Below are 22,495 nucleotides of genomic sequence, written 5' to 3'. Positions count from 1 at the left end.
TGTGAAGGTGGACAGTAAAGATGAGTTATCCAAACAGCTTGGTATTACTCATCTTCGTGGAATTTATTTTCAATCAAGGCGCCAATTTCAGCCAGCGCTTTATCAGCGTCAGGGCCTTCGCACACCACCTTAACCTCTTTACCTTGGCTGCTCTCAAGCAATAACAGTGCTAGCACGCTATCAGCGGCGGCTGACTTATCGCCTTGATAAAGCGTGACCGAGGCATCAAATTGCGTCGCTAGTTGCGCCAGCACCGACGCGGCTCTGGCATGCAAGCCGAGTTTGTTTTTGATTAAAAAGGTCCCTTGTTGCATCAGCCTTCCTGCTCACGGTGGCGTATTTTGACGTTACTGTGAGTTTTGGCAAAGCGTTCGCCAATGGTTTGCGCCAGATAAACAGAGCGGTGCTGACCGCCAGTACAGCCAATGGCTATGGTTAAATAACTGCGGTTATTACGCTCTAAGTGTGGCAGCCAAGTTTGCACAAAAGTTTGAATTTGCCAAGTAAACTTCTGCACTATGCTGTGGCTAGCAAGGTAGTCAATCACCGGCTGATCTAAGCCCGTTAATGGTTTTAGCTCTGGCTCCCAATGGGGGTTGGGCAAAAAGCGGGCATCAAACACGTAGTCGGCTTGCTTAGGGATACCATGCTTAAAACCAAATGACTCAAAGGTGATGATCAGTTGTTTGTCTTTTTTACCTAAAATCTTCTCGCGGATCTCTTCTGCTAGCTGGTGGACACTGAGGCTGGTAGTGTCGAGTAAAAAGTCAGCTCGGGTGATCAAGACATCCAATAGCTCGCGCTCTTTCTTTATTGCTAAATCGAGTGGCAAGTTATGCAGCGATAGTGGGTGTAAACGTCGGGTTTCGGAAAAGCGCTTTATAAGGGTCTGATCGTCACTATCTAAATAAAATAGAGCGGGCTTAGCAAATCCAGGAAGATACTCAAGTATGTCGTTAAATTCGTCTTGTTCTTTGGGTAGGTTTCTAACGTCGATGCTGACAGCGATTTTATTGTAATTATCCGATACGCTGCGCACCAAAGAAGGCAGCAGGTTGACTGGGATGTTATCAACGCAGTAATAGCCTAAGTCCTCTAACACGCGTAAAGCCACTGATTTTCCAGAACCAGAGCGGCCACTAATAATGATTAACTCTAATCCCTTGTCTTCATCACTCATTATCGTCTCCTTGGATAACCGCGTAAAGCTCTTGATCGGTCTTGGCGTGCCGTAGCTGTTTACAAAACGATTTGTCTTGCAGTTTTTCAGCTATAGCAGCTAAAGTTTTTAAATGTTCTTCATTATTGCCCTCAGGGACAATAAACGCGACAAAAATGTCCACGGGTTGTTTATCGATTGCTTCAAAGGAGATCGGCTGCTTACTGACCAGTACCATCGCTAGGATCTCTTCAATACCTTGAACCCGACCATGAGGTATGGCTATGCCTTTACCAATCCCAGTACTGCCGAGTTTTTCCCGTGTCATTAAGGCATCGAGAATGACGTGTTTACCGACATCAGGCAGTTGCTTGTGGGCCAACTCGCTGATGTACTCGAGGATCCTTTTTTTGCTATTAAAAAGGACCGCAGCTTTGCTACAGTCCTTGTTCACTAATGTGCATAATTTCATTTTAGTGTCGAGTGAGCTTCTCTTTGTGTTTGATAACTTGACGGTCTAGCTTATCAATGAGCTTATCAATCGCCGCATACATGTCTTGATGCTCGGTTGATGCAAACAGCTCACCGCCGTTGACGTGTAATGTTGCCTCTGCCTTTTGTACCAGCTTTTCAACATCAAGGATCACGTGAACGTTATTTATATGATCAAAATGCCTCTCTAGCTTCGCAAACTTGTTGGTGACATAGTCTCGTAATGAGTCTGTGATTTCTACATGGCGACCAGTTAGATTTAGTTGCATAAGCATTTTCCTTCTTGGTTTTTTACGTCTTAAATCAAGCTTTTGCGTTGATTTGACGGTGGAATGGCTAGGGATTCACGATATTTTGCAATCGTACGTCTCGCTACCTTAATTCCTTGCTCAGCTAAAATATCTGCAATTTTGCTATCGCTTAATGGCTTAGCGGTATTTTCTGCAGCTATTAGCTTCTTGATGAGCGCTCTAATCGCGGTAGATGAGCACTCACCGCCGTTTTCGGTACTTACATGGCTAGAGAAGAAATACTTTAACTCAAAGATACCACGAGGCGTATGCATATACTTCTGGGTGGTGACACGAGAAATTGTAGACTCATGCATATCAACCATCTCAGCGACATCATTAAGTACCATAGGGCGCATTGCCTCAGGGCCATGTTCAAAGAATGCCTGTTGTTGTTGGACAATGCAATTGGTTACTTTTAATAAAGTATCATTACGGCTTTCTAAGCTTTTAATAAACCACTTAGCTTCTTGTAAGTGGGAGCGAATAAATTGGCTATCAGCACTAGAGCGAGCGGTTCTAGACATGGCCGCATAATGGTCATTAACGCGGATTTTCGGCATAGCATCTGGGTTGAGTTCAACTACCCAGCGACCTTTTACTTTTTTTACCGAGACATCAGGAATGACGTACTCAGGCTCTTCACGAATAATGCTGGCGGCCGGTTTGGGGTTGAGGCTATGAATAAGAGTCATCACCTCTTTCAACTCAGCTTCTTTGAGCCGGGTTTTTTTCGCTAAAGTACGGTAATCTCGGCTCGCCAACAGATCGATGTGCTCGGTAAGGATCATTTTGGTTTCTGCCAGCCAAGGCGTCTCTGGTGCAAATTGGTTAAGCTGAATACACAAACACTCTTGCAAGCTACGCGCGGCAACACCGACAGGGTCAAACAGCTGCACACGCTTGAGTACGGCTTCCACCTCGTCTAATTCTATCGGTTCCTCTGCTTCTGCGTCATTAATGCTGTCGAGAATGTCTTCACAGCTTAGGGTAAGTAATCCTGAGACATCTACCGCCTCAATGATAGCAATAGCAATGGCTCTATCCGTGGGACTAAAAGGAGTGAGCTCTAATTGCCACATCAAATAGTCATGCAGCGACTCAGACGTTTCTCCTTGATAAACATTATCATCATCAGGAAGAGGTGCAGAGCTGGCAACAGGGGCTGCACTCATATACTCATCCCAAGTGACGTCCATGGCTAAGTCATCGCTGACCGTGTCTTTACTCATGGCGGTATCAGAATCGAGCTCATAATCACTGACAGGCGCTTCTTCCTGAGATGCTTGACCTTCGTCTGCAGCGGATTTTTCTTGGTTGTTTTGCTCCAAGCTTTCGGTATCAGCGTTTTCACCTTCTTCCACTTCTAGCAACGGATTGCTATCCAGTGCTTCTTGGATTTCCTGTTGCAAATCCAACGTACTGAGCTGCAGCAAGCGAATCGCCTGTTGCAGTTGTGGAGTCATTGTAAGTTGCTGCCCCATGCGCAGCTGTAATGATTGCCTCATGTATCTTTAACAATCCCTTTTAACAGTTATTATTACTACGTCTTAACTATAGCTTGAATTGTTCGCCTAGGTAGACATCTCTTACGGTTTGATCGGCTAAAACGTGTTCTGGCGTACCTGATGCGATTAATTCCCCATGTGAAACAATATAAGCTTTTTCACATACATCAAGGGTTTCCCTGACATTATGATCCGTAATTAGCACGCCAATGCCACGATTTTTTAAGTGTTCAATAATGGTCTTTATATCTAACACCGAAATGGGATCAACACCAGCAAAAGGTTCATCAAGGAGAATAAATTTCGGGTTGGCCGCCAGTGCTCGGGCGATCTCTACTCGACGTCGTTCACCACCAGACAATGCCATTCCCTGTGAGTCGCGAATATGCTGGATATTAAACTCATCTAATAGTTCATTGAGTTCGGTTTCGCGTTGGGCCTTGGTTAAGTCCTTACGGGTCTCTAAAATGGCCATTAAGTTTTGGTATACGGAAAGCTTACGAAAAATCGAGGACTCTTGGGGTAAATAGCCGATCCCCATTCGGGCACGGCTGTGCATTGGCAATAACGTGATGTCTTCATCATTGATGCTAATTTCACCTTTGTCGCTAGGCACTAAGCCTACGATCATATAAAACGTGGTGGTTTTGCCAGCGCCATTAGGCCCTAATAAACCGACAATGCTGCCAGCTTCAACGCTTAACTCAACATTTTTGACCACCTGTCGGCCTTTGTAGCTTTTGGCAAGCCCCGTTGCTGTTAATACGCTCATGGATTGTTACCTTGCGATGGTTCTTTTTCTTTTTTGTTTTCATCGCCCTCATTAACCGGCACTAATACCGTTCTGACCCTGGAGTCTTGTTGTCCTGAACGTTCTGCGCTGATCAGTTGTTGTTCAATATCATAGGTGATGACCTGAGCATTAATTTTTTGTCCTGCTTGGCTAATTTCGGCGTCACCGGAAATGACTAGCGTCAGTGCTGCGACGTCGTAACGAATTTCATTGGCTTTAGCCTCTAATAAACTACCATCCGCTTGCTTTTCACTAAAAATAGCTGGGCTTCCGGTGGCAACCAATAATTGTTTGTTGGTGCCAAGCTCTGCGCGACGATGGACCTCTAGGCGGTCGGCTTGGATTTTTCTGTCACCATGGATAATCACCACGTTTTGCTCAAAAATACCAATGTTGCTCTGTAGCTGGGCTTGCTGTCTGCCGGAATCAATGATGACTTCATTTTGCTCCGCGGCGAGCGCGCTGGTAGCGGCAGCTAATAAGCCTAAAAAAACGAGTTTGTTCATTACTTTACTGGTCATAATAAATTGTCTTAGTGTGATTGATGAGTTCGATCACTTGGTTGTGTAAATCCGCATGCAGGCCTTTTCCGGTGATCTTAACACTAGGACCTGTAATAATGACTGGATGTTCCGACTTCATCAATTTTTGCTTAATATCGACTCTGACATTATCGGCGTTAATATCGCTTATCATGGCGTTTGGCACTAAGTTTTGTGCTAGTACCTGGCCCTCTAAAATCAGGGTGTTGTTTTCATATAACGTGGCTTCAAGGGCGCTAATGCGCCAATTTTGCTCGCCGTTGTACAAAGTGAAAATGGGTTTCTCAAAATGGCTAAAACCAAGGTCTTGATAGAGTTCCATCTTATCTGCCGTGACTTGGTAGTTGAGCAAGCCATTTTCACTGTAGGTGGTTTGTTGTAATGCGGTGGCGACATAGTCAGGTTTAGCCAGCGGCTCATCTCCTTGGCTTTTGCGGCTAGTATCTTGGTTGAACATGGGAGACCACATCCACACCATGATGGCTGCGAAAACAATAAGTAAGATGACACGAAGTACGGTCATGCACTGACACCTTTGGTGGTTAGGCTATGACCTTGGCTTAACATCAATAAGTCGGTGAGCTCTCGCACTGCGCCAAAGCCCCCTGGCTGCAAGGTAATGTAATCTGAAATCTGTTTAATCACCGGGTGAGCATCGTTGACCGCTACAGCAAAACCCACTTGCGCCATTACTGGCAAATCTGGGCCGTCATCGCCTATGTAGGCAATGTCACTGTCGCTTAGATTGAGTGTGTTTTTCAGTGCTTGATAGGCTTGCAACTTGTCCTCTTGGCCTTGATAAATGTGCTTTACATTCAAGCTAGTCATACGCTGCTGAACAATTTGTGAATGGCGACCGGTAATAACGGCCACTTCAACGCCACTGTCAATGAGCGCTTTGACGCCAAATCCATCTTTGGTATTAAACGCTTTTAGTTCTTCGCCATTATTGCCTAAGTATATGCGACCATCGGAAAAAACACCGTCAATGTCGCAAATAAGTAATTTAATTTTGCTGGCTTGCTGCCAAGCGGACTCAGATATGGGCTGATATAAATCTTTAAACTGCATTATAACACTCCTGCTCGCAGCAAATCTTGAGTATTCAAAGCACCAATCGGGCTGTTGTTATCATCCACCACAATTAAGCCATTGATGCGCTTTTTTTCCATAATATTAAGCACTTCAGCTGCCAACATATTGGCTTTCCCGGTGGTGCATTTGGCCGTCATTACTTGGGTGATGGGGGTGCTATGAATATCGATTTTTTGCTCGATAATACGACGCAAGTCACCATCGGTAAAAATCCCTTTAAGGCATTTGTGGTCATCGATAATGGCGGTCATACCTAAGCCTTTAGCTGACATTTCAAATAAGGCCTCTTTCACTGTACTGAGCTCATGGACCATAGGGATAGTATCCCCGCTGTGCATCACATCATTGAGTGTCAGTAGTAAGCGTTTGCCAAGGCTGCCACCAGGGTGAGAAAGGGCAAAGTCATCCGCGGTGAAGCCTCGTGCTTCGAGTAAAGCGACCGCCATGGCATCGCCCATCACTAAGGTCGCTGTGGTGCTGGCCGTGGGCGCTAATCCTAGTGGGCACGCCTCTTTAGACACTTTAACACAGACATGCACCGTGGCATTTTTCGCCATCGTTGATTCTGGGTTTCCGGTCATGGCAATGACCGGGGCGCCAAGGCGTTTGATCACCGGTAGAATTGACACCACCTCTTGGGTTTCCCCTGAGTTGGAAATCATGACAATGACGTCATCCGCAGTGATCATGCCTAAATCGCCGTGACTGGCCTCTCCTGGGTGCACGAAAAACGCTGGGCTGCCAGTGCTGGCTAGGGTCGCGGCTATCTTGTTACCAATATGGCCCGATTTTCCCATACCAACGACAATAATTCGACCCTGACAATTAAACATGAGTTCACAGGCTGCAGCAAACTCTGAGTCGACAAAACGCTGCACTTCTTCGATTGCAGCGAGCTCGGTTGCAAAAACGTGCTTGGCAGAAGCAATGAAATGATGTGTTGACACAGCCAGTTCCTAAATAATGTAATAAATGTACGCCGTAAATCCAGCTAGCAAGCAGCCACCTTCAATACGGTTGATGCGACGTTTGCCAGTGATGCTCAGGCTCATAAGCAATAACAACAGTGTGGCACCAAGCATGATATAAATATCTCGCGACGCTATATTTAAATCTAAATTAGCGGGGTTGATAATGCCAGCAATGGATAAAACAGCGAGGATATTAAAAATATTGGAGCCAATGATGTTGCCCAGGGCTAAGTCATCTTCATTTTTCAGCACCCCAGCAATACAGGCTGCTAATTCCGGCAAACTGGTACCAATGGCAATGATGGTCAGTCCAATTAATAGATCGCTCATGCCAAAGTATTTGGCAATATCCACCGCAGCACCGACTAAATAATCGGCACTAATTGGTAATAGCACCATGCCGACAACGAGCCAAAAAACGGCTTTTTGGGTGGGGATATTATCGGGCACTTCGTCGCAAGCTTCGCTGACTAAGGGGTCATCACTTTGGCCGCCACTGTTTTTGGTGACGATAATTAGCGCCACAATAAAGGTGATAAAGCCCACTAACAAGACCACCCCTTCGCTGAAGCTAAAGGCGTTATCACTGACGATGTACCAAGCACCTAGGGAAACCAGAATTAATAGCGGCATTTCTCGGCGTAAAATACCGGAGCCGACAGATAATGGCCTCAGTAGAGCGGTGATCCCCAGCACCAATAAAATATTGGCAATATTAGAGCCAATGGCGTTGCCTACCGCGGTGTCGGTTTTGTCTGCGAGAGCAGCTTGTGCAGCCACCATCATTTCTGGTGCAGAAGAGCCCATGGCAACAATGGTTAACCCTACGATTAAGGTTGGCACGCCAAAGTTACGTGCTAACGCTGCGGCTCCGAATACAAAACGATCGGCACTCCAAACTAAGGCGATAAAGCCCAGAACCAGAATAACAAACGATAGAACCATAAACCTCTAGCCAGAAACGGATTTAAATTTTCGTAGATACTACCAAAAGCGCCATCGAAAGTATAAGTAAACCGCGACATTTACAAACTTACAAAAATTTACCAAAACGATTTTCCATCTTGATTGAAAAAAAAGTATCATATAGGGATGAATTTAGTCTCGATCTGGAGAGCGACTTGTCGCAGTCAATTGTAGAAGTCAAGGATGTAACCTTTTCTCGAGGTGAAAGGATCATCTACAAAAACATGAGCTTTTCCGTACCCAAGGGCAAAATTACCGCCATTATGGGGCCAAGCGGGATTGGTAAAACCACCATGTTGCGCCTGATTGGTGGTCAGCTTAAGCCGGACTCCGGTGATATTGTTTTTGCTGGCAACAGCATTCCTAAAATGTCTCGAACCGCACTCTATCAAGCAAGAACTCGCATGAGCATGTTATTTCAAAGTGGTGCCTTGTTTACCGATATGAGTGTGTTTGATAACGTGGCTTTTCCACTGCGAGAGCATACCGAGTTATCAGAAGAACTGATCCGCCTTGTTGTGTTAATGAAGCTGCAAGCGGTGGGCTTGCGTGGTGCAAAAGACATGCAACCAGCTGAGCTCTCCGGCGGTATGGCGCGCCGTGCGGCTTTGGCTCGAGCCATAGCATTAGACCCTGAACTTATCATGTATGATGAGCCATTCGCAGGCCAAGATCCTATTTCAATGGGAGTGTTGGTGCGGTTAATTAAATCCCTCAATGAAGTGCTGGGCTTGTCTTCCCTCATTGTTACCCACGATGTTACTGAGGTACTCAGTATTGCCGATCACGTGGTCATAATTGCCGATCAAGGCGTGATTGGGTCAGGCACACCCGAACAAATGTTGCAGCATGAATCAGAATTGGTGCAGCAATTCCTGCAAGGCTTGGCTGATGGCCCAGTGCCATTTCATTATGAAGCGCCGGATTATCAGCAAGCGTTGTTATCTGGAGGTGTCAAATGATGGATTTACTTCAGCGCCTTGGTCATAAAACCTTAAGTCGATTTGCGGCTTTGGGTCGTGCTACTAGCATGCTTGCAGGCACATTGTTTAGTTTGCCAAATGTTCGTAAAGGCACGCCATTATTGATTAAACAGCTATACCAAGTGGGTCACCAGTCGCTATTAATCATCATGGTGTCGGGGCTATTTATTGGTATGGTATTGGCGCTACAGGGCTATACTGTTTTGGTGGGCTACGGTGCCGAAGACAGTTTAGGGCCTTTAGTGGCATTAAGCTTATTGCGTGAGCTGGGACCTGTGGTAACCGCATTGTTATTTGCTGGTCGGGCGGGGAGTGCGTTAACTGCCGAAATTGGCTTGATGAAAGCAACGGAGCAACTATCCAGTCTTGAAATGATGGCTATAGATCCACTGAAGCGAGTGATTTCGCCAAGGTTTTGGGCTGGGGTTATCAGTATGCCGTTACTGGCATTAATTTTCTCTGCGATTGCCATACTCGGTGCACATCTTGTGGGTGTTGATTGGCTAGGTGTCGATTCAGGCAGCTTCTGGTCGATTATGCAGTCGCAAGTGTCGTTCCAAAAAGATATTTTGAACGGACTTATTAAGAGTTTCGTATTTGCGTTATTGGTAACTTGGATTGCGTTATACAAAGGCTATGACTGTATCCCAACTTCAGAAGGGATCAGTAAAGCCACCACTGAGACAGTGGTGCACTCATCACTGGCGGTGCTTGGCTTTGACTTTGTATTAACCGCAGTTATGTTCTCAAGTTAAAAGGTTTTAAAAAATGAATTCACGGAAAACAGAGATTTTAGTTGGTTTGTTCGTTGCGCTTGGGATTGGCGCGTTTGTATTGTTAGCCCTAAAGGTTGCCAACACAGGTATCGCAGGAAATGGCGAAACCTACACGCTAGAGGCCAAGTTTGAGAACATTGGTTCGTTAAAAACCCGTGCACCAATTAAAGTGGGTGGTGTTGTCATAGGTCGCGTGGAAAAAATCCATATTCACCCTGAAGAATTTGTGCCAGTGGTATCAATGAGCATTGACCGTAACTATGAGTGTCAGTTCTCCGATACCTCTTCGGTATCCATTCTTACGTCAGGTATTTTAGGTGAGCAATACTTGGGTATTTCGCCTGTTATTGCCGCAGAGTCGGCAAAACAAAAATGCCTTGGGCAAGAGGTGACTAGCAGCGACAGCGTTGATATAGAATCACTCTTTGGGGTTGAAACCAAGGCATTGAAAGACGGTGACATGATCACTGACACCAAATCTGCACTAGTATTAGAAGAGTTAATCGGCCAATTCTTGTTTAATCAAGGGAGCGAATAGAAATGCACAAGATGTTTAATATTAGGTTGGCACTGCTGCTCGCTCTGTTATTTGCATTGCCAATTAGCGCTAAAGAAGTGGATGAGAGCAACCCCTATAAAATGGTAGAGCAAGTTGCCGATCAGACCTTTGCACGGGTGGCTCGAGAGCAAGAAATTATTGAGCAAGACAAAGAGCACTTACGTGTTATCGTTGAAGAAGAGCTAATGCCATACATTGATTACAAGTATGCAGCTTACCGCGTGCTAGGGGCTTATATCCAAACCGTGCGCAATATGGAAGATCAGCAACAAAAAGCTGCCGCGATAGAGCATATCCGAGAGTTTATAGAGGTATTTAGAAACTACTTGGTTGCTACTTATGCCGGTGTATTTACCCAGTACCAAGATCAGGAAGTGGTGTTTGGTGAGCATCGACCTTTTGAGGGGGAGAACATTGCCATTGTCAAAACTAAGATTGTTGAAGCGGGTAAACCCGACATCAAAATCGATTTTAAAGTACGTCGTGGTAAGGATAATGATTGGCGCGCCTACGATATGATGGCTGAAGGAATTAGTTTACTTGACGCCAAACAAACTGAGCTTCATGGTATCTTGCGGCAGCAAGGGATTGAGCATGTGATAGAGCTACTGGATAAAAAAAGTAAGCTGCCAGTGCAGTTTCGAGGTGATGATGGCAGCGCCTAAAATCTCATTCACGCAAAGTAAAGGTGAAATCGTGTTAAATGGCGAACTGACAAGAGAGAGTTTGCCAAGTGCCCTACAAGGGTCTGAGATCACCGAATTGTTGAAAAATGCACAATCAACCGTCAATTTTAACCTTTCTGAAGTGACAAGGGTTGACACTGCGGGCTTAGCTTGGTTAATTCACTCTTTAGGTCAATTAAAACAGCGAGACATTCGTCTAGAGCTGAAAAATACACCTGTGCAGCTGCAAAGTTTGATGGAGCTGGGGCAGGTGACAACCTTATTTGAGTGAGTCTAATGGAAACAAATCAAGTCGAAACCCTATTAAAAGAAACGCTATCGCTGGACGAAATCATTGTTAAAGCGAATGGTAGCCATTATGAAGTGATTGCAGTTGGAGCGTGTTTTGACGGATTAAGAAGGCTTAAGCGTGAGCAGCTGATCTATGGTCCGTTAATGGATACCATCAAAGACGGTACTATCCACGCCGTTAGCATTCGCGCTTTCACTGCGGATGAGTGGCAAAAAGAGCGCAAATTTATCCTGCCACAATAGCGGAGTGCCATAAATGGATCAGTTTGTTATCCAAGGTGGCACCACGTTAGCCGGTGAAGTCACTATTTCTGGGGCCAAAAATGCGGCTCTTCCCATCCTGTTTGCTGCGCTTTTGAGCGACGGTCAGTGCCGCTTTACAAATGTTCCGCGTTTGCGTGATATTGGTACCACTGAGGCCTTATTAAAAACCCTTGGTGCAGCGGTTGAATGGGATGGCGATGTGCTCGTCATAGACGGTAGCACAGTAAACAGCGTGATTGCGCCTTACGAGCTGGTAAAGCAAATGCGTGCCTCAGTGCTGGCCTTAGGACCTTTGTTAGCCCGCTTTGGTAAAGCTCAAGTGTCTTTACCTGGTGGCTGTGCAATTGGGGCTCGTCCAGTTGACTTACATATCTCTGGACTTGAGAAAATGGGCGCGGACATTAAAGTTGAGAATGGCTACATTCACGCCGTGACCTCTGGCCGTTTACGCGGTGCAGAAATTTTCATGGAAACCGTGAGCGTCGGCGCCACAGAAAACTTGCTTATGGCCGCCGCGCTGGCTGATGGCAAGACGGTTCTAGAAAACGCCGCCCGCGAACCCGAGATTATTAACCTAGCTGATTGCTTACAAGCCATGGGCGCTAATATTACCGGTGCAGGTTCTAGCCGCATCGAAATCGAAGGGGCCTTGCAGCTGCAAGGCTGTGAGCACAAAATTCTACCCGACCGAATTGAAACCGGTACTTTTTTGGTTGCTGCGGCCATGGCGAAAGGCGAAGTGCTCTGTAAAAACACCGACTACCATAGCCTTGAGCCGGTACTTGAAAAGCTCAGAGCAGCCAATGCCTTGGTTGAAGTTAATGACGACAGTATTTACGTCGATATGCGTCAGCGCACGTTACAAGCGGTAAATATTAAGACCATGCCGCACCCTGGCTTTCCAACCGATATGCAGGCACAGTTTACTGCGCTTAATGTGGTTGCCGAGGGCAATGCCACCATCACGGAAACCATTTTTGAAAACCGTTTTATGCATGTGCCGGAATTGCAGCGTATGGGCGCTAATATCCGTTTAGAAGGGAATACCGCGATTTGTGGAGATACCGAGACCTTAACGGGAGCACAGGTAATGGCAACGGATTTACGTGCTTCAGCCAGTCTTATTTTGACCGGGATTGTCGCCAGCGGTGAAACGGTGGTTGATCGTATCTACCATGTGGATAGAGGCTACCAGAAGATTGAAGATAAGCTCAGTCGACTGGGAGCCAATATCAAACGCCGCAAGAGCTAATAGTAACTCAGCGCAAACAGGACACTGCTTGCGCTGATTTTTCACTGATACCCGGTTAGTATCCGGTTTCTAGTTCTGCGACTTCAACGTTGATGTTGAGCCGCTTACCGCCACGTAACACTTCAAATTTGAGCTTAGTACCTGGCGCGGTATTGCCAATTTTCTTTAGTGTTTGCTGTGGGTTAGTAACCGCATCTCCGGCCACTTTGACAACAATATCTCCCTCTTTCATTCCCGCCTGCCAAGCCGGTCCCAATGGGTCAAGGTCGCTCACCGCGAGTCCCACAATGGGCGTGTACAGATCTGTGACACTTTTCCCGGTGTTGTCCACCGGAGTGCCTCTAAAGCCTAAATAACCACGAATAACTCGCCCGTCCATGATCAACTTGTTCATTACCTCAAGGGCAAGGTCGTACGGAATGGCAAATGAAATACCTTGGATATCAATGTTAAGCCGAGTTCTAAACTGGGCTGAGGTAATCCCAACTAGGGCGCCATTGGAGTTCACTACCGCACCACCCGAGTTACCCACATTAATCGCAGCATCCATTTGCAACAAACTGTTAAATTGACTGTCGGTAAGTGCTTGCTTGCCTGTTGCGCTAATGATCCCTTGAGTGATGGTTTGCCCTAAGTTCAGTGGGTTACCAATCGCTAACACCACATCACCGACTCTGGGATTAAAACTGTTATCGATGGGGATCACCGGCAGGTTTTCCGCTGGGATCTTCAGTAACGCCAAATCGGTAATGGTGTCAAAGCCAATTAATTGGGTGTCGGTATACTGTCTGCCGTCGGTGAGTAAAACAATGATTTGGTCGGCATTATTCACCACATGATAGTTGGTCAGGATATAGCCATCGCGGCTCATAATCACCCCAGAGCCGAGCTCTCTGACAGTGCTTTGCCGTTGGTATCTAGGTTGATTACTGAAACCTTCTGAAAAAATGGTCACCACTGCGGGGGCCGCTTTATCGACGGCATCAGCAAAACTCATATGCTTGGCTTGGGTATGCGGTGAGACCTCTAATTGTGGTAAATTGCTTCGCAGCTCTGGGTTAAACCAGATAACAATGAAAGCAATACCTAGCCCGGCCAATAAAGGCGGGAAGATAAACTTAAATAATTTGAACACGAGCGCTTAAACTTATAATTTTTGTAATTTACTAATAATGACACAAAAAAAAACACAGCGACAAGTTTCGCTGTGTTTCTTTCCTAAATAGTGGCTGGTTATTGGATTAAGTAGAACACGGTTTCGCGGCCGCGCTTAATACCTAAAACAATATTCCCTTGGATGTTATCAATTAACTTAGACATGTCGTTAACATTGGTGACGCGTTGGCGATTCACTTGCATGATAACGTCGCCTTCTTCTAGGCCAACTCGGGCTGCAGGTGAACGCGATTCGACAGAAACCACTACCACACCTTCGTTACCATTGCGTTCACCGCCTTCTAACACGGCACCACGGAGCATCGGATGGATGTCTTCGGCATTGGCTTGTTGCTGTTGCTGACCACCCAGTTCCACGTCGATTTCACGGATGTCACCATCACGGTAAATACCCAGCGTCACCTCACGACCTTCACCCATAGTGGCAATTTTGCCTTGTAATTCATTGAAGCTCTCAATGGCGTCGCCGTTCAGGCTAACAATGACATCGTTGGCTTTCAGCCCGGCATCATCGGCGGCAGAGTCTTTGAGTACTTGCATGACATAAGCACCACGCTTAACGTCAAAGCCTTGTGCTTTGGCAAGGCCCGCGTCTAGTGTACGGCCCATAATACCGAGCGAGCCACGACGCACTTCACCATACTCGACAATCTGATCCACCAAGTTTTTCATCATATTGGAAGGAATTGCAAAACCAATCCCAACATTGCCGCCCGAAGAACCTAAAATGGCGGTGTTAATGCCAATTAATTCGCCCTTTAGATTCACCAGTGCGCCACCAGAGTTACCTTGGTTAATGGCAGCATCGGTTTGAATAAAGTCTTCGTAACCCTCAATGTTTAGTCCACTGCGACCAAGGGCACTGATAATGCCCGAAGTGACGGTATGACTGAGACCAAAAGGGTTACCAATAGCCACAGAAAAATCGCCGACTCTTAACTTATCGGAGTTAGCCAGTTTTACCTCGGTGAGATCATCGCCATCGATTTGCAGCAATGCGATGTCCGATTCCGGATCGCTGCCAAGCAATTTTGCCTTGAATTCGCGGCCATCTTTGAGTGTTACTATCATTTCATCAGCGTCATCAATGACGTGGTTGTTGGTTACCACATAGCCTTCATCGGCATCAATAATAACACCCGAGCCTAGGCCACTGAACGGCCGCTTTTGACTCCGTGGTTGTGGTTGCCCAAAGAAAAAGTCAAAGGGGTCAACGCGACGGCGCACTTCTTTGGCACCGCGGACTTGGATACTTACAACGCCCGGGGCGACCTTTTCTAGCATGGGCGCTAAGGTGGGTAATTGTTGGCCATCTACGGCAACGGGTAACTTGGCCACACTTTGCTGCGGTAACAGCAATAGACTGGAAGAAAGCAGTGCGGCTGATAGCAAAGATAATTTAAATTTCATAGTCGTGAAGTACTCCGCAAAAAAGCGTTAATCTTATAAAACGCGAACATAAGGGACTGATAAACAGGCCCTTATTTGCAATCAATAGCTTCTTTTAAAGACTATGGGGGCAAAAAAAAGTTCATCAAGAGGCTTTAATTTGCTCACTTTCTTTTTTATCGCCAGAAAATAACCCCGTTTCTCCTTCCGCGTAGTCGCTAGGCGGCGCATCGAAGCTAGGGTCTTGTTTACGTCGTTTCTCAGGGCGCGCCTGTAAAGAGGCTTGCAACTGCTCAGTGGTTTCTTTCGAGAAGAACGGATCTTGCGGGTGAGAAGGACGTTCTTTGGTCAGCAGCTGATTGGTTTCTTCAACATGACTTAGCAATTGCGAGTAGCTGTCTTGCATTTTATTAACTAGCTTGCGCGTGCCGGCTAGGTGATCTGAGACATCCTGACGGTATTGCTCTAAGTCGTGCTTAGCCTGTTGTGCTTGAATTTCAAGCTCATCGTGCTTGAACTGTTTTTTGGTGATAAAGCTGCCTAAAAAGAAGGCGGCAATCGCAACAATAATGAGTAGTCCAAGCCAAGTAACGGTAGTCATAGGTTTCTCCCTGTGTGCCTGCAATGGCAAATGAAAATACGATACGGCTAGGGTAATAGCAATTAAACTTACGTATCGAACAGTATTAATGAGACTGTTATTTAATATACGCTTAGAACCCAGTCGTGTTAATATAACTGGCAAACAAATCGCAAAAAAATATTTAACTCGATGACGCCTTGGGAAAAATATCAGCAAGACCTACAACGTGATGACTTTCAATACGACAGTGCGCAGGAAAATGCCGTTAAGCATTTGCAGCGCCTTTATGATGATTTGGTCAACCAGCCGGAACCGAAATTAGGCTTCTTTGCGCGCCTGCTGGGTAAGCAGCCGTCGCAGCCTAAAGTTCAAGGCCTATATTTTTGGGGCGGAGTGGGGCGCGGTAAAACCTATCTGGTTGATACTTTTTACGAAGCCTTGCCAACAGAGCGCAAAATGCGGGTGCATTTTCATCGCTTTATGCATCGGGTTCATAGCGAGCTAAAAAAGCTCAAAGAGGTAAAAAACCCGCTTGAGACTATTGCCGATATTTTTAAAGCGGAAACCGACATCATTTGCTTCGATGAGTTTTTTGTCCAAGACATTACCGATGCCATGTTGCTCGGTGGGTTGATGGAAGCCTTATTCGAACGTGGCATTGTGTTAGTGGCAACGTCTAACATTATTCCCGATGAGCTATATAAAAACGGCCTGCAGCGAGCGCGTTTTTTACCGGCCATTGAGTTAGTAAAGCAAAACACGGAAGTGGTGAATGTGGATTCCGGCATTGATTATCGCTTACGCACCTTAGAGCAAGCGGAAATCTTCCATAGCCCGTTGGATCAACAAGCCGACGATAATTTATTTGAGTACTTCGAGAAGCTTTCTCCTGAGCCGGGGCAAAAAGATCAAAGCATCGAAATAGAAGGGCGACAGATCCAAACCCGTATGGTGTCGGATTGTATTGTTATGTTCGATTTTACCGCGCTGTGTGAAACCGCGCGCTCACAAGTGGATTACATGGAGATAAGCCGTCTTTATAACACCGTTATTTTGTCGAACGTAAAACAAATGGGGCAGCATAATGACGATGCTGCACGGCGCTTTATTGCCTTGGTGGATGAGTTTTATGAGCGCAATGTAACGCTTATCATCTCCGCTGCTGCGCCGATCACCGAATTGTACACGCAAGGCACCTTAACCTTTGAATTTAAACGTTGCATTAGTCGCTTGCAAGAAATGCAGTCCCATGAATACCTCGCCCGTGAGCATTTAGCCTAAGCAAATGACGGGGCAGTAAGAAAAAAGCCGCAATTCAAGCCGCTGTGATTCGACCGTGACACTAGCAGCCTAATTAACCGCAATTTTCTTGTAGAAAAAAGCACCAAGCGCTGGTTTTCGTTTTTAAGCCTTGCTATAATCCGCGGCCTGCCACGTTGCGTTCTATTGCCCTCGTCGGCTTAGCCACTGACTTGAGCGGCATCAAAGTCTTAAACTCGAAGGGGTTTTAAGCAAATACAAGTAGAGCGGTAGTCTAAGGACTGCCTGTGGTTTTAAATTGAAAACTTTGGATTTTTATAATGAAAACGTTTGTTGCTAAACCAGAAACTGTAAAACGTGACTGGTACGTAGTTGACGCTGAAGGTAAAACTTTAGGTCGCATCGCTACTGAAATCGCTCGTCGCCTTCGCGGTAAGCATAAAGCTGAGTACACTCCACACGTTGACACTGGTGACTACATCATCGTAATCAACGCTGAGAAAGTTACTGTAACTGGTAACAAAACTCAGGACAAAATGTACTATGCGCACACTGGTTACCCAGGTGGCCTTAAGTCTCTAAACTTTGAGAAACTTCAAGCTAAAAAGCCTGAAATGATCATCGAGAAAGCGGTTAAAGGCATGTTACCTCGCGGTCCTCTAGGTCGTGAAATGTTCCGTAAACTTAAAGTTTACGCTGGTAACGAGCACAACCACGCTGCACAGCAGCCTCAGGTTCTAGACATTTAAGGAGCACTATCATGGCAAATCAATACTACGGTACAGGTCGTCGTAAAAGTTCAAGTGCTCGCGTATTCTTACGCCCAGGCACTGGCAACATCGTAATCAATAAACGCTCTTTAGAAGAGTTCTTCGGTCGTGAAACGGCTCGTATGGTTGTTCGTCAGCCACTAGAGCTTGTTGAAATGACAGAAAAGTTTGACCTACACATCACTGTTGCAGGTGGTGGTACTACTGGTCAAGCTGGTGCTATCCGTCACGGTATCACTCGTGCACTAATGGAGTTTGACGAGTCTCTACGTCCTACTCTACGTAAAGCTGGCTTTGTTACTCGCGATGCTCGTAAAGTTGAGCGTAAGAAAGTGGGTCTTAAGAAAGCACGTAAGAAGACACAGTTCTCAAAGCGTTAATTTATTACGTTTCAAGAATTCAAAAACCCAGCTTTATGCTGGGTTTTTTGTTTTTACGCGATAAAGGTTTCTGTTTAACCCCATCTTGCCTTTGCGCTGCTCCTACAAATTAAGCCTTCACGATTTAAATCGTAAAAAAAGTTCAATAAATATAATAATTAGTGCAATTGGAGCGATAACTTGGCGGTTTTTTTTGCTACAATTGGCGGAGCAAGTAGAAAGACCTGAGATCCAGACACGCGTGTTGTTGCGTATCCCCTGTAGGGGTTGATCTTAGTCAGTTTATTGTGATGCCTGATGCGGTATTATAGATTGGCGGTCTCATGCTCGAGGTAACCTAAGCATAGGTTTATTGGGGCATGGGTCTGAAATAACCTTGTTTTAATCAAGGGATTTATTTATGATCGCGTCTATTTTGTAATTTCTTAAATTAACCTGCTGTAACTGATGTTCTCAATATAGCAAGTGTTGGGAATCAAGTGGAGATAAGTGGATGAGCAATGCGCCTGTAGACAACAGCCGACGTCGCTTTTTAACTATCGCTACCTCTGTCGTAGGTGGCGTTGGTGCGGTTGGAGCTGCTGTTCCTTTTATTGCGTCCTGGAATCCAAGTGAGCGAGCTAAATCTGCAGGTGCGCCTGTAGAAGTAGATATCAGCAAACTTGAACCTGGACAACTTATTCGTGTTGAGTGGCGAGGCAAACCGGTATGGATTGTTTCTCGTACACCTAGAATGATAGAACAAATGAAACAACACGAAGGCCAACTTCGTGATCCTAACTCTGAAGAGCCTCAGCAGCTAGAGTCTGCTAAGAACGATCATCGTTCTAAGCGACCTGAAATCTTCGTAGCGGTTGGGATTTGTACGCACTTAGGATGTTCACCAACGTTCTTAAACGGAAGCTTTGGTGAAAAAGTAGAAGGCACGGAAAGTGGTTTCTTCTGTCCTTGTCATGGTTCCAAGTTTGATATGGCTGGTCGTGTATTCCAAAACGTACCTGCACCACTCAACTTAGAAGTCCCTCCGTATACCTTTATTGACGACACTACCATCTTGGTAGGTGAAGAAGAAGGGGTTGCATAATGTCTGGTCAAGTAGATAAAGCAGCAAATACGGGCGCCGTGGGTAAGGTGTTAAACTGGATTGATGATCGTATTCCAATGACGCGTGTTTGGAATATGCACATTGCGCAATACCCAGCGCCGAAAAACTTTAACTTTTGGTACTTGTTTGGCTCGTTGGCCATTCTTGTACTTGTTAACCAGATCGTAACTGGTATCTGGCTAACGATGAACTTTGTTCCTTCAGCTGAGGGCGCATTCGCTTCAGTTGAATACATCATGCGTGACGTTGAATACGGCTGGTTGCTAAGGTATCTGCACTCCACTGGGGCCTCGGCTTTCTTTGTGGTGGTCTATCTGCACATGTTCCGTGGCATGATTTACGGTTCTTACCAAAAGCCTCGTGAATTGCTTTGGCTATTTGGTATGTTCATCTTCCTAGCCTTGATGGCTGAAGCCTTTATGGGTTATCTATTGCCTTGGGGTCAGATGTCATTCTGGGGTGCTCAGGTAATCATCTCACTGTTTGGTGCGATCCCAGTTATTGGTGATGACTTAACTTTATGGATCCGTGGTGACTACGTAATCTCTGGTGCAACGCTTAACCGTTTCTTTGCTTTACACGTTATTGCACTGCCATTGGTTCTTGTTATCCTAGTTTTCCTTCACATTGTGGCATTACATGAAGTGGGCTCAAACAACCCTGACGGCGTTGAAATCAAACGTAAGAAAGGCACTGTTGCTGAAGAAGATAAGCCTAAATTCAAATTCCATGAGTACTACACCAGCAAAAAAGACATTGTTGATGCGATTCCATTCCACCCGTATTACACCGTAAAAGACGTAGTGGGTGTGGCAGGCTTCTTAATTTTCTTCTGTGCTATTGTGTTCTTTGCACCGGAAATGAATGGCTTCTTCCTTGAGGCGCCAAACTTTGAAGCAGCTAACCCATTGAAGACACCAGAACATATTTTCCCTGTTTGGTACTTCACACCGTTCTACGCGATTCTACGTGCTATCCCAGATAAGTTAATCGGGGTATTAGCAATGGGTGCATCGATTGTAGCGCTAGCGTTACTGCCTTGGATTGACCGTGGCTCGGTACGCTCTATTCGTTACCGTTGTGGTCTACACAAGTTGAACATTGCACAGTTTGTTGTGACTTTCATTATCCTTGGCTGGATTGGTGCAACACCACAAACTGACTTTAAAACGTTGTTGTCGCAAATCACGACTGTGACATACTTCATGTTCTTCGTATTGTTGTTCTTCTATAGTAAAAATGAGAAGACGAAGCCATTACCAACGAGGTTAACGAAATGATGAAAAAGCTAGTAATCGGTTTATTCGCATTGTTGCCAACGTTGTCGATGGCAGCAGGCCCATCAGTACCATTGATGGAAGCTAACAACGACCTAAGAGATAAAGCATCTTTGCAACGTGGCGCGCAGTTGTTCATGAACTACTGCTTAGGCTGTCACCAGATGCAATACCAGCGCTATGAGCGTACCTTCCGCGATATCGGTATTCCAACTGATATTGGTGAAGAAACGCTTATTTTTGACGGCTCTAAAGTGGGTAGTCATATTTTAAACGCGATGGATCAAGAAGATGCAGCAAAGTGGTTTGGTGCTCCACCACCGGATTTAACATTGATTTCTCGTGTTAAGTCTCCAGACTATATTTACACTTATCTGAAGTCGTTTTATAAAGATGAGTCGCGCCCATTTGGCGTAAACAATATGGTCTTCCCACTGGTGGGTATGCCACACGTACTGCAAGAGCTGCAAGGCTTGCCAACGCCTATCACTGAAGAGCATCAAGTTGAAGTGATGGAAAACGGCGAAAAAGTAACAAAAACAGTAACCAAGGTAGTAGGCACCGAAACCGATGGTACTGGTGAGATGAGTGTTGATGAATACGACCAAGCGGCTCGTGATATCACTAACTTCCTAGCTTATGTCGGTGAGCCTTCTCGCCTAGAGTCAGAAGCATTAGGATATAAAGTGTTAGGCTTCTTAGTTATTTTCTTCATCCTGGCATTCTTCTTGAAGAAAGAGTACTGGAGAGATGTTCATTAATTTGAATATCCAAAGGTAATTATTGCAACGGGGGCATTCGCCCCTTTTGCTGTTTAAAGTGATTTAATTACTTTTAGTTTTTTAATGGAGGTAGGCATGGCCGTTGCTGCCAATAAGCGCCCTGTAATGACACTTTTTTCTGGCTCTAACTGTATGTATAGCCATCAAGTACGCATTGTGCTTGCTGAAAAAGGTGTAAGTGTTGATATTCATCAGGCTGAAAAGGACAACTTACCAGAAGCTCTGCATGAGATTAACCCGTATGGCACAGTGCCAACGTTAATTGACCGCGAGCTTGGCTTGTATCAAGCTGACATCATTATGGAATATTTAGATGAGCGCTTCCCGCATCCTCCGTTGATGCCAGTATACCCAGTTATGCGTGGTCGTAGCCGTCTGATGATGCACCGCATTGAAACAGACTGGTATAGCCTAGCTGAAAAAATCACCGCGGGCGGTGATGAAGCTGCGCAAGCGCGTAAAGAGCTAACAGAAGCTTTGCTAGCTGTTGCACCTATTTTCAATGAAGCCCCTTACTTTATGAGTGAGGAATTTAGCTTGGTTGATTGTTACCTTGCACCACTGCTATGGCGTCTACCGCAATTAGGTATTGAGCTTAACGGTGCTGGTAGTAAAGAGCTAAAAGAATACATGCTACGTTTGTTCGAACGTGACTCATTCCAAGCATCACTAACAGATGCTGAACGCGAGATCAGATCATAATGACGTCTAATCGTCCTTATCTGTTACGCGCGTTCTATGAGTGGATTGTCGACAACGACTGCACACCTCATTTAGTGGTGAATGCTGACTTTCCTTCAGTACAAGTACCAACACAATTTATCCAAGAAGGGCAAATTGTGTTGAATATTAGTCCGTCGGCGGTGACCAACTTCTCAATGGACAATCAAGCACTTAGCTTTAATGCTCGATTTGGTGGTCAGCCTATGCAGGTGTATGTGCCGGTTGGGGCCATACTGGCTATCTATGCCCGAGAAAATGGTGAAGGCACCGTATTTACTCCAGAAGAAGATCTTTTTGAAGAGCAGGGTACGGAGCCAGAGTTAGAAGTAGAATCTACTCCTGAGCCAGAGGCAAAGCCTGACGCAGACAAGAAGAAAGGGTCACACTTGAGAGTGATCAAGTAACGGCAATCTTTGCGACATA

Annotated in this window: 29 protein-coding genes; 15 read left to right on the top strand and 14 right to left on the bottom strand. The window is 45.7% G+C overall.

Going from position 1 to position 22,495, the window contains the following annotated elements; all coding sequences use genetic code 11:
- Positions 1-44 precede the first annotated feature (44 nt).
- From R3P39_RS11965 to R3P39_RS11915, 11 genes are all read right to left on the bottom strand, one after another.
- Entirely contained in the window at positions 45-314 is a 270-nt protein-coding gene (locus R3P39_RS11965; protein WP_419147285.1) for an HPr family phosphocarrier protein, read from the bottom strand.
- Positions 314-1,180, bottom strand: coding sequence for an RNase adapter RapZ (gene rapZ, locus R3P39_RS11960; RefSeq protein ID WP_336567722.1), 867 nt, complete (start codon positions 1,178-1,180; stop codon positions 314-316). The genes R3P39_RS11965 and rapZ overlap by 1 nt, the downstream gene beginning before the upstream one ends.
- Positions 1,173-1,631, bottom strand: coding sequence for a PTS IIA-like nitrogen regulatory protein PtsN (gene ptsN, locus R3P39_RS11955; protein WP_336567721.1), 459 nt, complete (start codon positions 1,629-1,631; stop codon positions 1,173-1,175). Before ptsN ends, rapZ begins: the two co-directional genes overlap by 8 nt.
- A gap of 1 nt (position 1,632) precedes the next feature.
- Entirely contained in the window at positions 1,633-1,920 is a 288-nt protein-coding gene (gene hpf / locus R3P39_RS11950; RefSeq protein WP_336567720.1) for a ribosome hibernation promoting factor, read from the bottom strand.
- A gap of 29 nt (positions 1,921-1,949) precedes the next feature.
- Positions 1,950-3,449, bottom strand: a complete 1,500-nt coding sequence (locus tag R3P39_RS11945; RefSeq protein WP_336567718.1) for an RNA polymerase factor sigma-54 — start codon at positions 3,447-3,449, stop codon at positions 1,950-1,952.
- A 46-nt stretch (positions 3,450-3,495) separates the two neighbouring features.
- Positions 3,496-4,221, bottom strand: a complete 726-nt coding sequence (gene lptB, locus R3P39_RS11940) for an LPS export ABC transporter ATP-binding protein (protein ID WP_336567717.1) — start codon at positions 4,219-4,221, stop codon at positions 3,496-3,498.
- Positions 4,218-4,763, bottom strand: coding sequence for a lipopolysaccharide transport periplasmic protein LptA (lptA, locus tag R3P39_RS11935; RefSeq protein WP_336567716.1), 546 nt, complete (start codon positions 4,761-4,763; stop codon positions 4,218-4,220). Before lptA ends, lptB begins: the two co-directional genes overlap by 4 nt.
- Entirely contained in the window at positions 4,753-5,307 is a 555-nt protein-coding gene (gene lptC, locus R3P39_RS11930; RefSeq protein ID WP_336567715.1) for an LPS export ABC transporter periplasmic protein LptC, read from the bottom strand. Before lptC ends, lptA begins: the two co-directional genes overlap by 11 nt.
- Positions 5,304-5,855: a 3-deoxy-manno-octulosonate-8-phosphatase KdsC gene (kdsC, locus tag R3P39_RS11925; RefSeq protein ID WP_336567713.1), complete on the bottom strand. Its 552-nt coding sequence runs from the start codon at positions 5,853-5,855 to the stop codon at positions 5,304-5,306. The genes lptC and kdsC overlap by 4 nt, the downstream gene beginning before the upstream one ends.
- Complete coding sequence (locus R3P39_RS11920) at positions 5,855-6,766, bottom strand: KpsF/GutQ family sugar-phosphate isomerase (protein WP_442962069.1); 912 nt, start codon at positions 6,764-6,766, stop codon at positions 5,855-5,857. The genes kdsC and R3P39_RS11920 overlap by 1 nt, the downstream gene beginning before the upstream one ends.
- Before the next feature lie 69 nt (positions 6,767-6,835).
- Entirely contained in the window at positions 6,836-7,795 is a 960-nt protein-coding gene (locus tag R3P39_RS11915) for a calcium/sodium antiporter (RefSeq protein ID WP_336567711.1), read from the bottom strand.
- Between the two features lie 176 nt (positions 7,796-7,971).
- Here R3P39_RS11915 and R3P39_RS11910 point away from each other — a divergent pair, with 176 nt between their 5' ends.
- From R3P39_RS11910 to murA, 7 genes are read left to right on the top strand one after another with little or no spacing between them, the layout of a single operon-like run.
- Complete coding sequence (locus R3P39_RS11910; protein ID WP_336567710.1) at positions 7,972-8,778, top strand: ATP-binding cassette domain-containing protein; 807 nt, start codon at positions 7,972-7,974, stop codon at positions 8,776-8,778.
- Positions 8,775-9,554: a lipid asymmetry maintenance ABC transporter permease subunit MlaE gene (mlaE, locus tag R3P39_RS11905; protein ID WP_336567709.1), complete on the top strand. Its 780-nt coding sequence runs from the start codon at positions 8,775-8,777 to the stop codon at positions 9,552-9,554. Before R3P39_RS11910 ends, mlaE begins: the two co-directional genes overlap by 4 nt.
- 13 nt (positions 9,555-9,567) lie before the next feature.
- Positions 9,568-10,113, top strand: a complete 546-nt coding sequence (gene mlaD / locus R3P39_RS11900; protein WP_336567707.1) for an outer membrane lipid asymmetry maintenance protein MlaD — start codon at positions 9,568-9,570, stop codon at positions 10,111-10,113.
- A gap of 2 nt (positions 10,114-10,115) precedes the next feature.
- Entirely contained in the window at positions 10,116-10,799 is a 684-nt protein-coding gene (locus R3P39_RS11895; protein ID WP_442962055.1) for an MlaC/ttg2D family ABC transporter substrate-binding protein, read from the top strand.
- On the top strand, positions 10,786-11,091 hold the full coding sequence (locus R3P39_RS11890) for an STAS domain-containing protein (RefSeq protein WP_336567705.1): 306 nt from the start codon (positions 10,786-10,788) through the stop codon (positions 11,089-11,091). Before R3P39_RS11895 ends, R3P39_RS11890 begins: the two co-directional genes overlap by 14 nt.
- A gap of 5 nt (positions 11,092-11,096) precedes the next feature.
- Entirely contained in the window at positions 11,097-11,354 is a 258-nt protein-coding gene (locus R3P39_RS11885; protein ID WP_336567704.1) for a BolA family protein, read from the top strand.
- A 13-nt stretch (positions 11,355-11,367) separates the two neighbouring features.
- Complete coding sequence (gene murA, locus R3P39_RS11880; RefSeq protein ID WP_336567703.1) at positions 11,368-12,627, top strand: UDP-N-acetylglucosamine 1-carboxyvinyltransferase; 1,260 nt, start codon at positions 11,368-11,370, stop codon at positions 12,625-12,627.
- 55 nt (positions 12,628-12,682) lie between these two features.
- Here the strand turns inward: murA and R3P39_RS11875 are convergent, their stop codons facing one another.
- The 3 genes from R3P39_RS11875 to R3P39_RS11865 all read right to left on the bottom strand — a co-directional run bounded on the left by R3P39_RS11875 (position 12,683) and on the right by R3P39_RS11865 (position 15,793).
- Entirely contained in the window at positions 12,683-13,762 is a 1,080-nt protein-coding gene (locus R3P39_RS11875; protein WP_336567702.1) for a trypsin-like peptidase domain-containing protein, read from the bottom strand.
- 98 nt (positions 13,763-13,860) lie between these two features.
- The gene (locus R3P39_RS11870) at positions 13,861-15,213 is read right to left on the bottom strand and encodes a DegQ family serine endoprotease (protein ID WP_336567701.1); all 1,353 of its coding nucleotides are present in this window, start codon (positions 15,211-15,213) and stop codon (positions 13,861-13,863) included.
- A 124-nt stretch (positions 15,214-15,337) separates the two neighbouring features.
- A complete protein-coding gene (locus R3P39_RS11865) occupies positions 15,338-15,793 on the bottom strand; it encodes a YhcB family protein (protein WP_336567699.1) in 456 nt (151 codons plus the stop codon).
- A 171-nt stretch (positions 15,794-15,964) separates the two neighbouring features.
- Here R3P39_RS11865 and zapE point away from each other — a divergent pair, with 171 nt between their 5' ends.
- The 8 genes from zapE to R3P39_RS11825 all read left to right on the top strand — a co-directional run bounded on the left by zapE (position 15,965) and on the right by R3P39_RS11825 (position 22,476).
- Positions 15,965-17,056 carry a cell division protein ZapE gene (gene zapE / locus R3P39_RS11860; protein ID WP_336567698.1) on the top strand — a complete coding sequence of 364 codons (1,092 nt, stop codon included), beginning with the start codon at positions 15,965-15,967 and terminating at the stop codon, positions 17,054-17,056.
- 299 nt (positions 17,057-17,355) lie between these two features.
- Positions 17,356-17,784 (top strand): 50S ribosomal protein L13, encoded by a 429-nt coding sequence (gene rplM / locus R3P39_RS11855; protein ID WP_336567697.1) that lies wholly within the window; start codon positions 17,356-17,358, stop codon positions 17,782-17,784.
- Positions 17,785-17,792: 8 nt separating this feature from the next.
- Complete coding sequence (gene rpsI / locus R3P39_RS11850; RefSeq protein ID WP_336569306.1) at positions 17,793-18,185, top strand: 30S ribosomal protein S9; 393 nt, start codon at positions 17,793-17,795, stop codon at positions 18,183-18,185.
- A 493-nt stretch (positions 18,186-18,678) separates the two neighbouring features.
- Positions 18,679-19,269 carry a ubiquinol-cytochrome c reductase iron-sulfur subunit gene (gene petA / locus R3P39_RS11845; protein ID WP_336567695.1) on the top strand — a complete coding sequence of 197 codons (591 nt, stop codon included), beginning with the start codon at positions 18,679-18,681 and terminating at the stop codon, positions 19,267-19,269.
- On the top strand, positions 19,269-20,570 hold the full coding sequence (locus tag R3P39_RS11840) for a cytochrome b (protein ID WP_336567694.1): 1,302 nt from the start codon (positions 19,269-19,271) through the stop codon (positions 20,568-20,570). The genes petA and R3P39_RS11840 overlap by 1 nt, the downstream gene beginning before the upstream one ends.
- A complete protein-coding gene (locus R3P39_RS11835; protein WP_336567693.1) occupies positions 20,567-21,328 on the top strand; it encodes a cytochrome c1 in 762 nt (253 codons plus the stop codon). The genes R3P39_RS11840 and R3P39_RS11835 overlap by 4 nt, the downstream gene beginning before the upstream one ends.
- 96 nt (positions 21,329-21,424) lie before the next feature.
- Positions 21,425-22,051, top strand: coding sequence for a stringent starvation protein SspA (sspA, locus tag R3P39_RS11830; RefSeq protein ID WP_336567692.1), 627 nt, complete (start codon positions 21,425-21,427; stop codon positions 22,049-22,051).
- A complete protein-coding gene (locus R3P39_RS11825) occupies positions 22,051-22,476 on the top strand; it encodes a ClpXP protease specificity-enhancing factor (protein ID WP_336567691.1) in 426 nt (141 codons plus the stop codon). Before sspA ends, R3P39_RS11825 begins: the two co-directional genes overlap by 1 nt.
- Positions 22,477-22,495 lie beyond the last annotated feature (19 nt).

The organism is Pseudoalteromonas sp. UG3-2, from assembly GCF_037120705.1.
Classification (GTDB): Bacteria; Pseudomonadota; Gammaproteobacteria; order Enterobacterales; family Alteromonadaceae; genus Pseudoalteromonas.
Note: the sequence above shows the minus strand (reverse complement) of the source record. Positions and strands in the feature narration are given on the sequence as shown.

What these genes read in the sequence shown, in the direction of transcription:
- R3P39_RS11915 (WP_336567711.1), bottom strand. Translation starts at nt 7,795, where the DNA reads ATGGTTCTATCGTTTGTTATTCTGGTTCTGGGCTTTATCGCCTTAGTT.
- R3P39_RS11885 (WP_336567704.1), top strand. Translation starts at nt 11,097, where the DNA reads ATGGAAACAAATCAAGTCGAAACCCTATTAAAAGAAACGCTATCGCTG.
- lptC (WP_336567715.1), bottom strand. Translation starts at nt 5,307, where the DNA reads ATGACCGTACTTCGTGTCATCTTACTTATTGTTTTCGCAGCCATCATG.
- R3P39_RS11890 (WP_336567705.1), top strand. Translation starts at nt 10,786, where the DNA reads ATGGCAGCGCCTAAAATCTCATTCACGCAAAGTAAAGGTGAAATCGTG.
- mlaD (WP_336567707.1), top strand. Translation starts at nt 9,568, where the DNA reads ATGAATTCACGGAAAACAGAGATTTTAGTTGGTTTGTTCGTTGCGCTT.
- petA (WP_336567695.1), top strand. Translation starts at nt 18,679, where the DNA reads ATGAGCAATGCGCCTGTAGACAACAGCCGACGTCGCTTTTTAACTATC.
- ptsN (WP_336567721.1), bottom strand. Translation starts at nt 1,631, where the DNA reads ATGAAATTATGCACATTAGTGAACAAGGACTGTAGCAAAGCTGCGGTC.
- R3P39_RS11840 (WP_336567694.1), top strand. Translation starts at nt 19,269, where the DNA reads ATGTCTGGTCAAGTAGATAAAGCAGCAAATACGGGCGCCGTGGGTAAG.
- mlaE (WP_336567709.1), top strand. Translation starts at nt 8,775, where the DNA reads ATGATGGATTTACTTCAGCGCCTTGGTCATAAAACCTTAAGTCGATTT.
- R3P39_RS11825 (WP_336567691.1), top strand. Translation starts at nt 22,051, where the DNA reads ATGACGTCTAATCGTCCTTATCTGTTACGCGCGTTCTATGAGTGGATT.
- rplM (WP_336567697.1), top strand. Translation starts at nt 17,356, where the DNA reads ATGAAAACGTTTGTTGCTAAACCAGAAACTGTAAAACGTGACTGGTAC.
- lptA (WP_336567716.1), bottom strand. Translation starts at nt 4,763, where the DNA reads ATGACCAGTAAAGTAATGAACAAACTCGTTTTTTTAGGCTTATTAGCT.
- hpf (WP_336567720.1), bottom strand. Translation starts at nt 1,920, where the DNA reads ATGCAACTAAATCTAACTGGTCGCCATGTAGAAATCACAGACTCATTA.
- R3P39_RS11965 (WP_419147285.1), bottom strand. Translation starts at nt 314, where the DNA reads ATGCAACAAGGGACCTTTTTAATCAAAAACAAACTCGGCTTGCATGCC.
- kdsC (WP_336567713.1), bottom strand. Translation starts at nt 5,855, where the DNA reads ATGCAGTTTAAAGATTTATATCAGCCCATATCTGAGTCCGCTTGGCAG.
- R3P39_RS11870 (WP_336567701.1), bottom strand. Translation starts at nt 15,213, where the DNA reads ATGAAATTTAAATTATCTTTGCTATCAGCCGCACTGCTTTCTTCCAGT.
- rapZ (WP_336567722.1), bottom strand. Translation starts at nt 1,180, where the DNA reads ATGAGTGATGAAGACAAGGGATTAGAGTTAATCATTATTAGTGGCCGC.
- R3P39_RS11865 (WP_336567699.1), bottom strand. Translation starts at nt 15,793, where the DNA reads ATGACTACCGTTACTTGGCTTGGACTACTCATTATTGTTGCGATTGCC.
- murA (WP_336567703.1), top strand. Translation starts at nt 11,368, where the DNA reads ATGGATCAGTTTGTTATCCAAGGTGGCACCACGTTAGCCGGTGAAGTC.
- R3P39_RS11835 (WP_336567693.1), top strand. Translation starts at nt 20,567, where the DNA reads ATGATGAAAAAGCTAGTAATCGGTTTATTCGCATTGTTGCCAACGTTG.
- zapE (WP_336567698.1), top strand. Translation starts at nt 15,965, where the DNA reads ATGACGCCTTGGGAAAAATATCAGCAAGACCTACAACGTGATGACTTT.
- sspA (WP_336567692.1), top strand. Translation starts at nt 21,425, where the DNA reads ATGGCCGTTGCTGCCAATAAGCGCCCTGTAATGACACTTTTTTCTGGC.
- lptB (WP_336567717.1), bottom strand. Translation starts at nt 4,221, where the DNA reads ATGAGCGTATTAACAGCAACGGGGCTTGCCAAAAGCTACAAAGGCCGA.
- R3P39_RS11945 (WP_336567718.1), bottom strand. Translation starts at nt 3,449, where the DNA reads ATGAGGCAATCATTACAGCTGCGCATGGGGCAGCAACTTACAATGACT.
- R3P39_RS11895 (WP_442962055.1), top strand. Translation starts at nt 10,116, where the DNA reads ATGCACAAGATGTTTAATATTAGGTTGGCACTGCTGCTCGCTCTGTTA.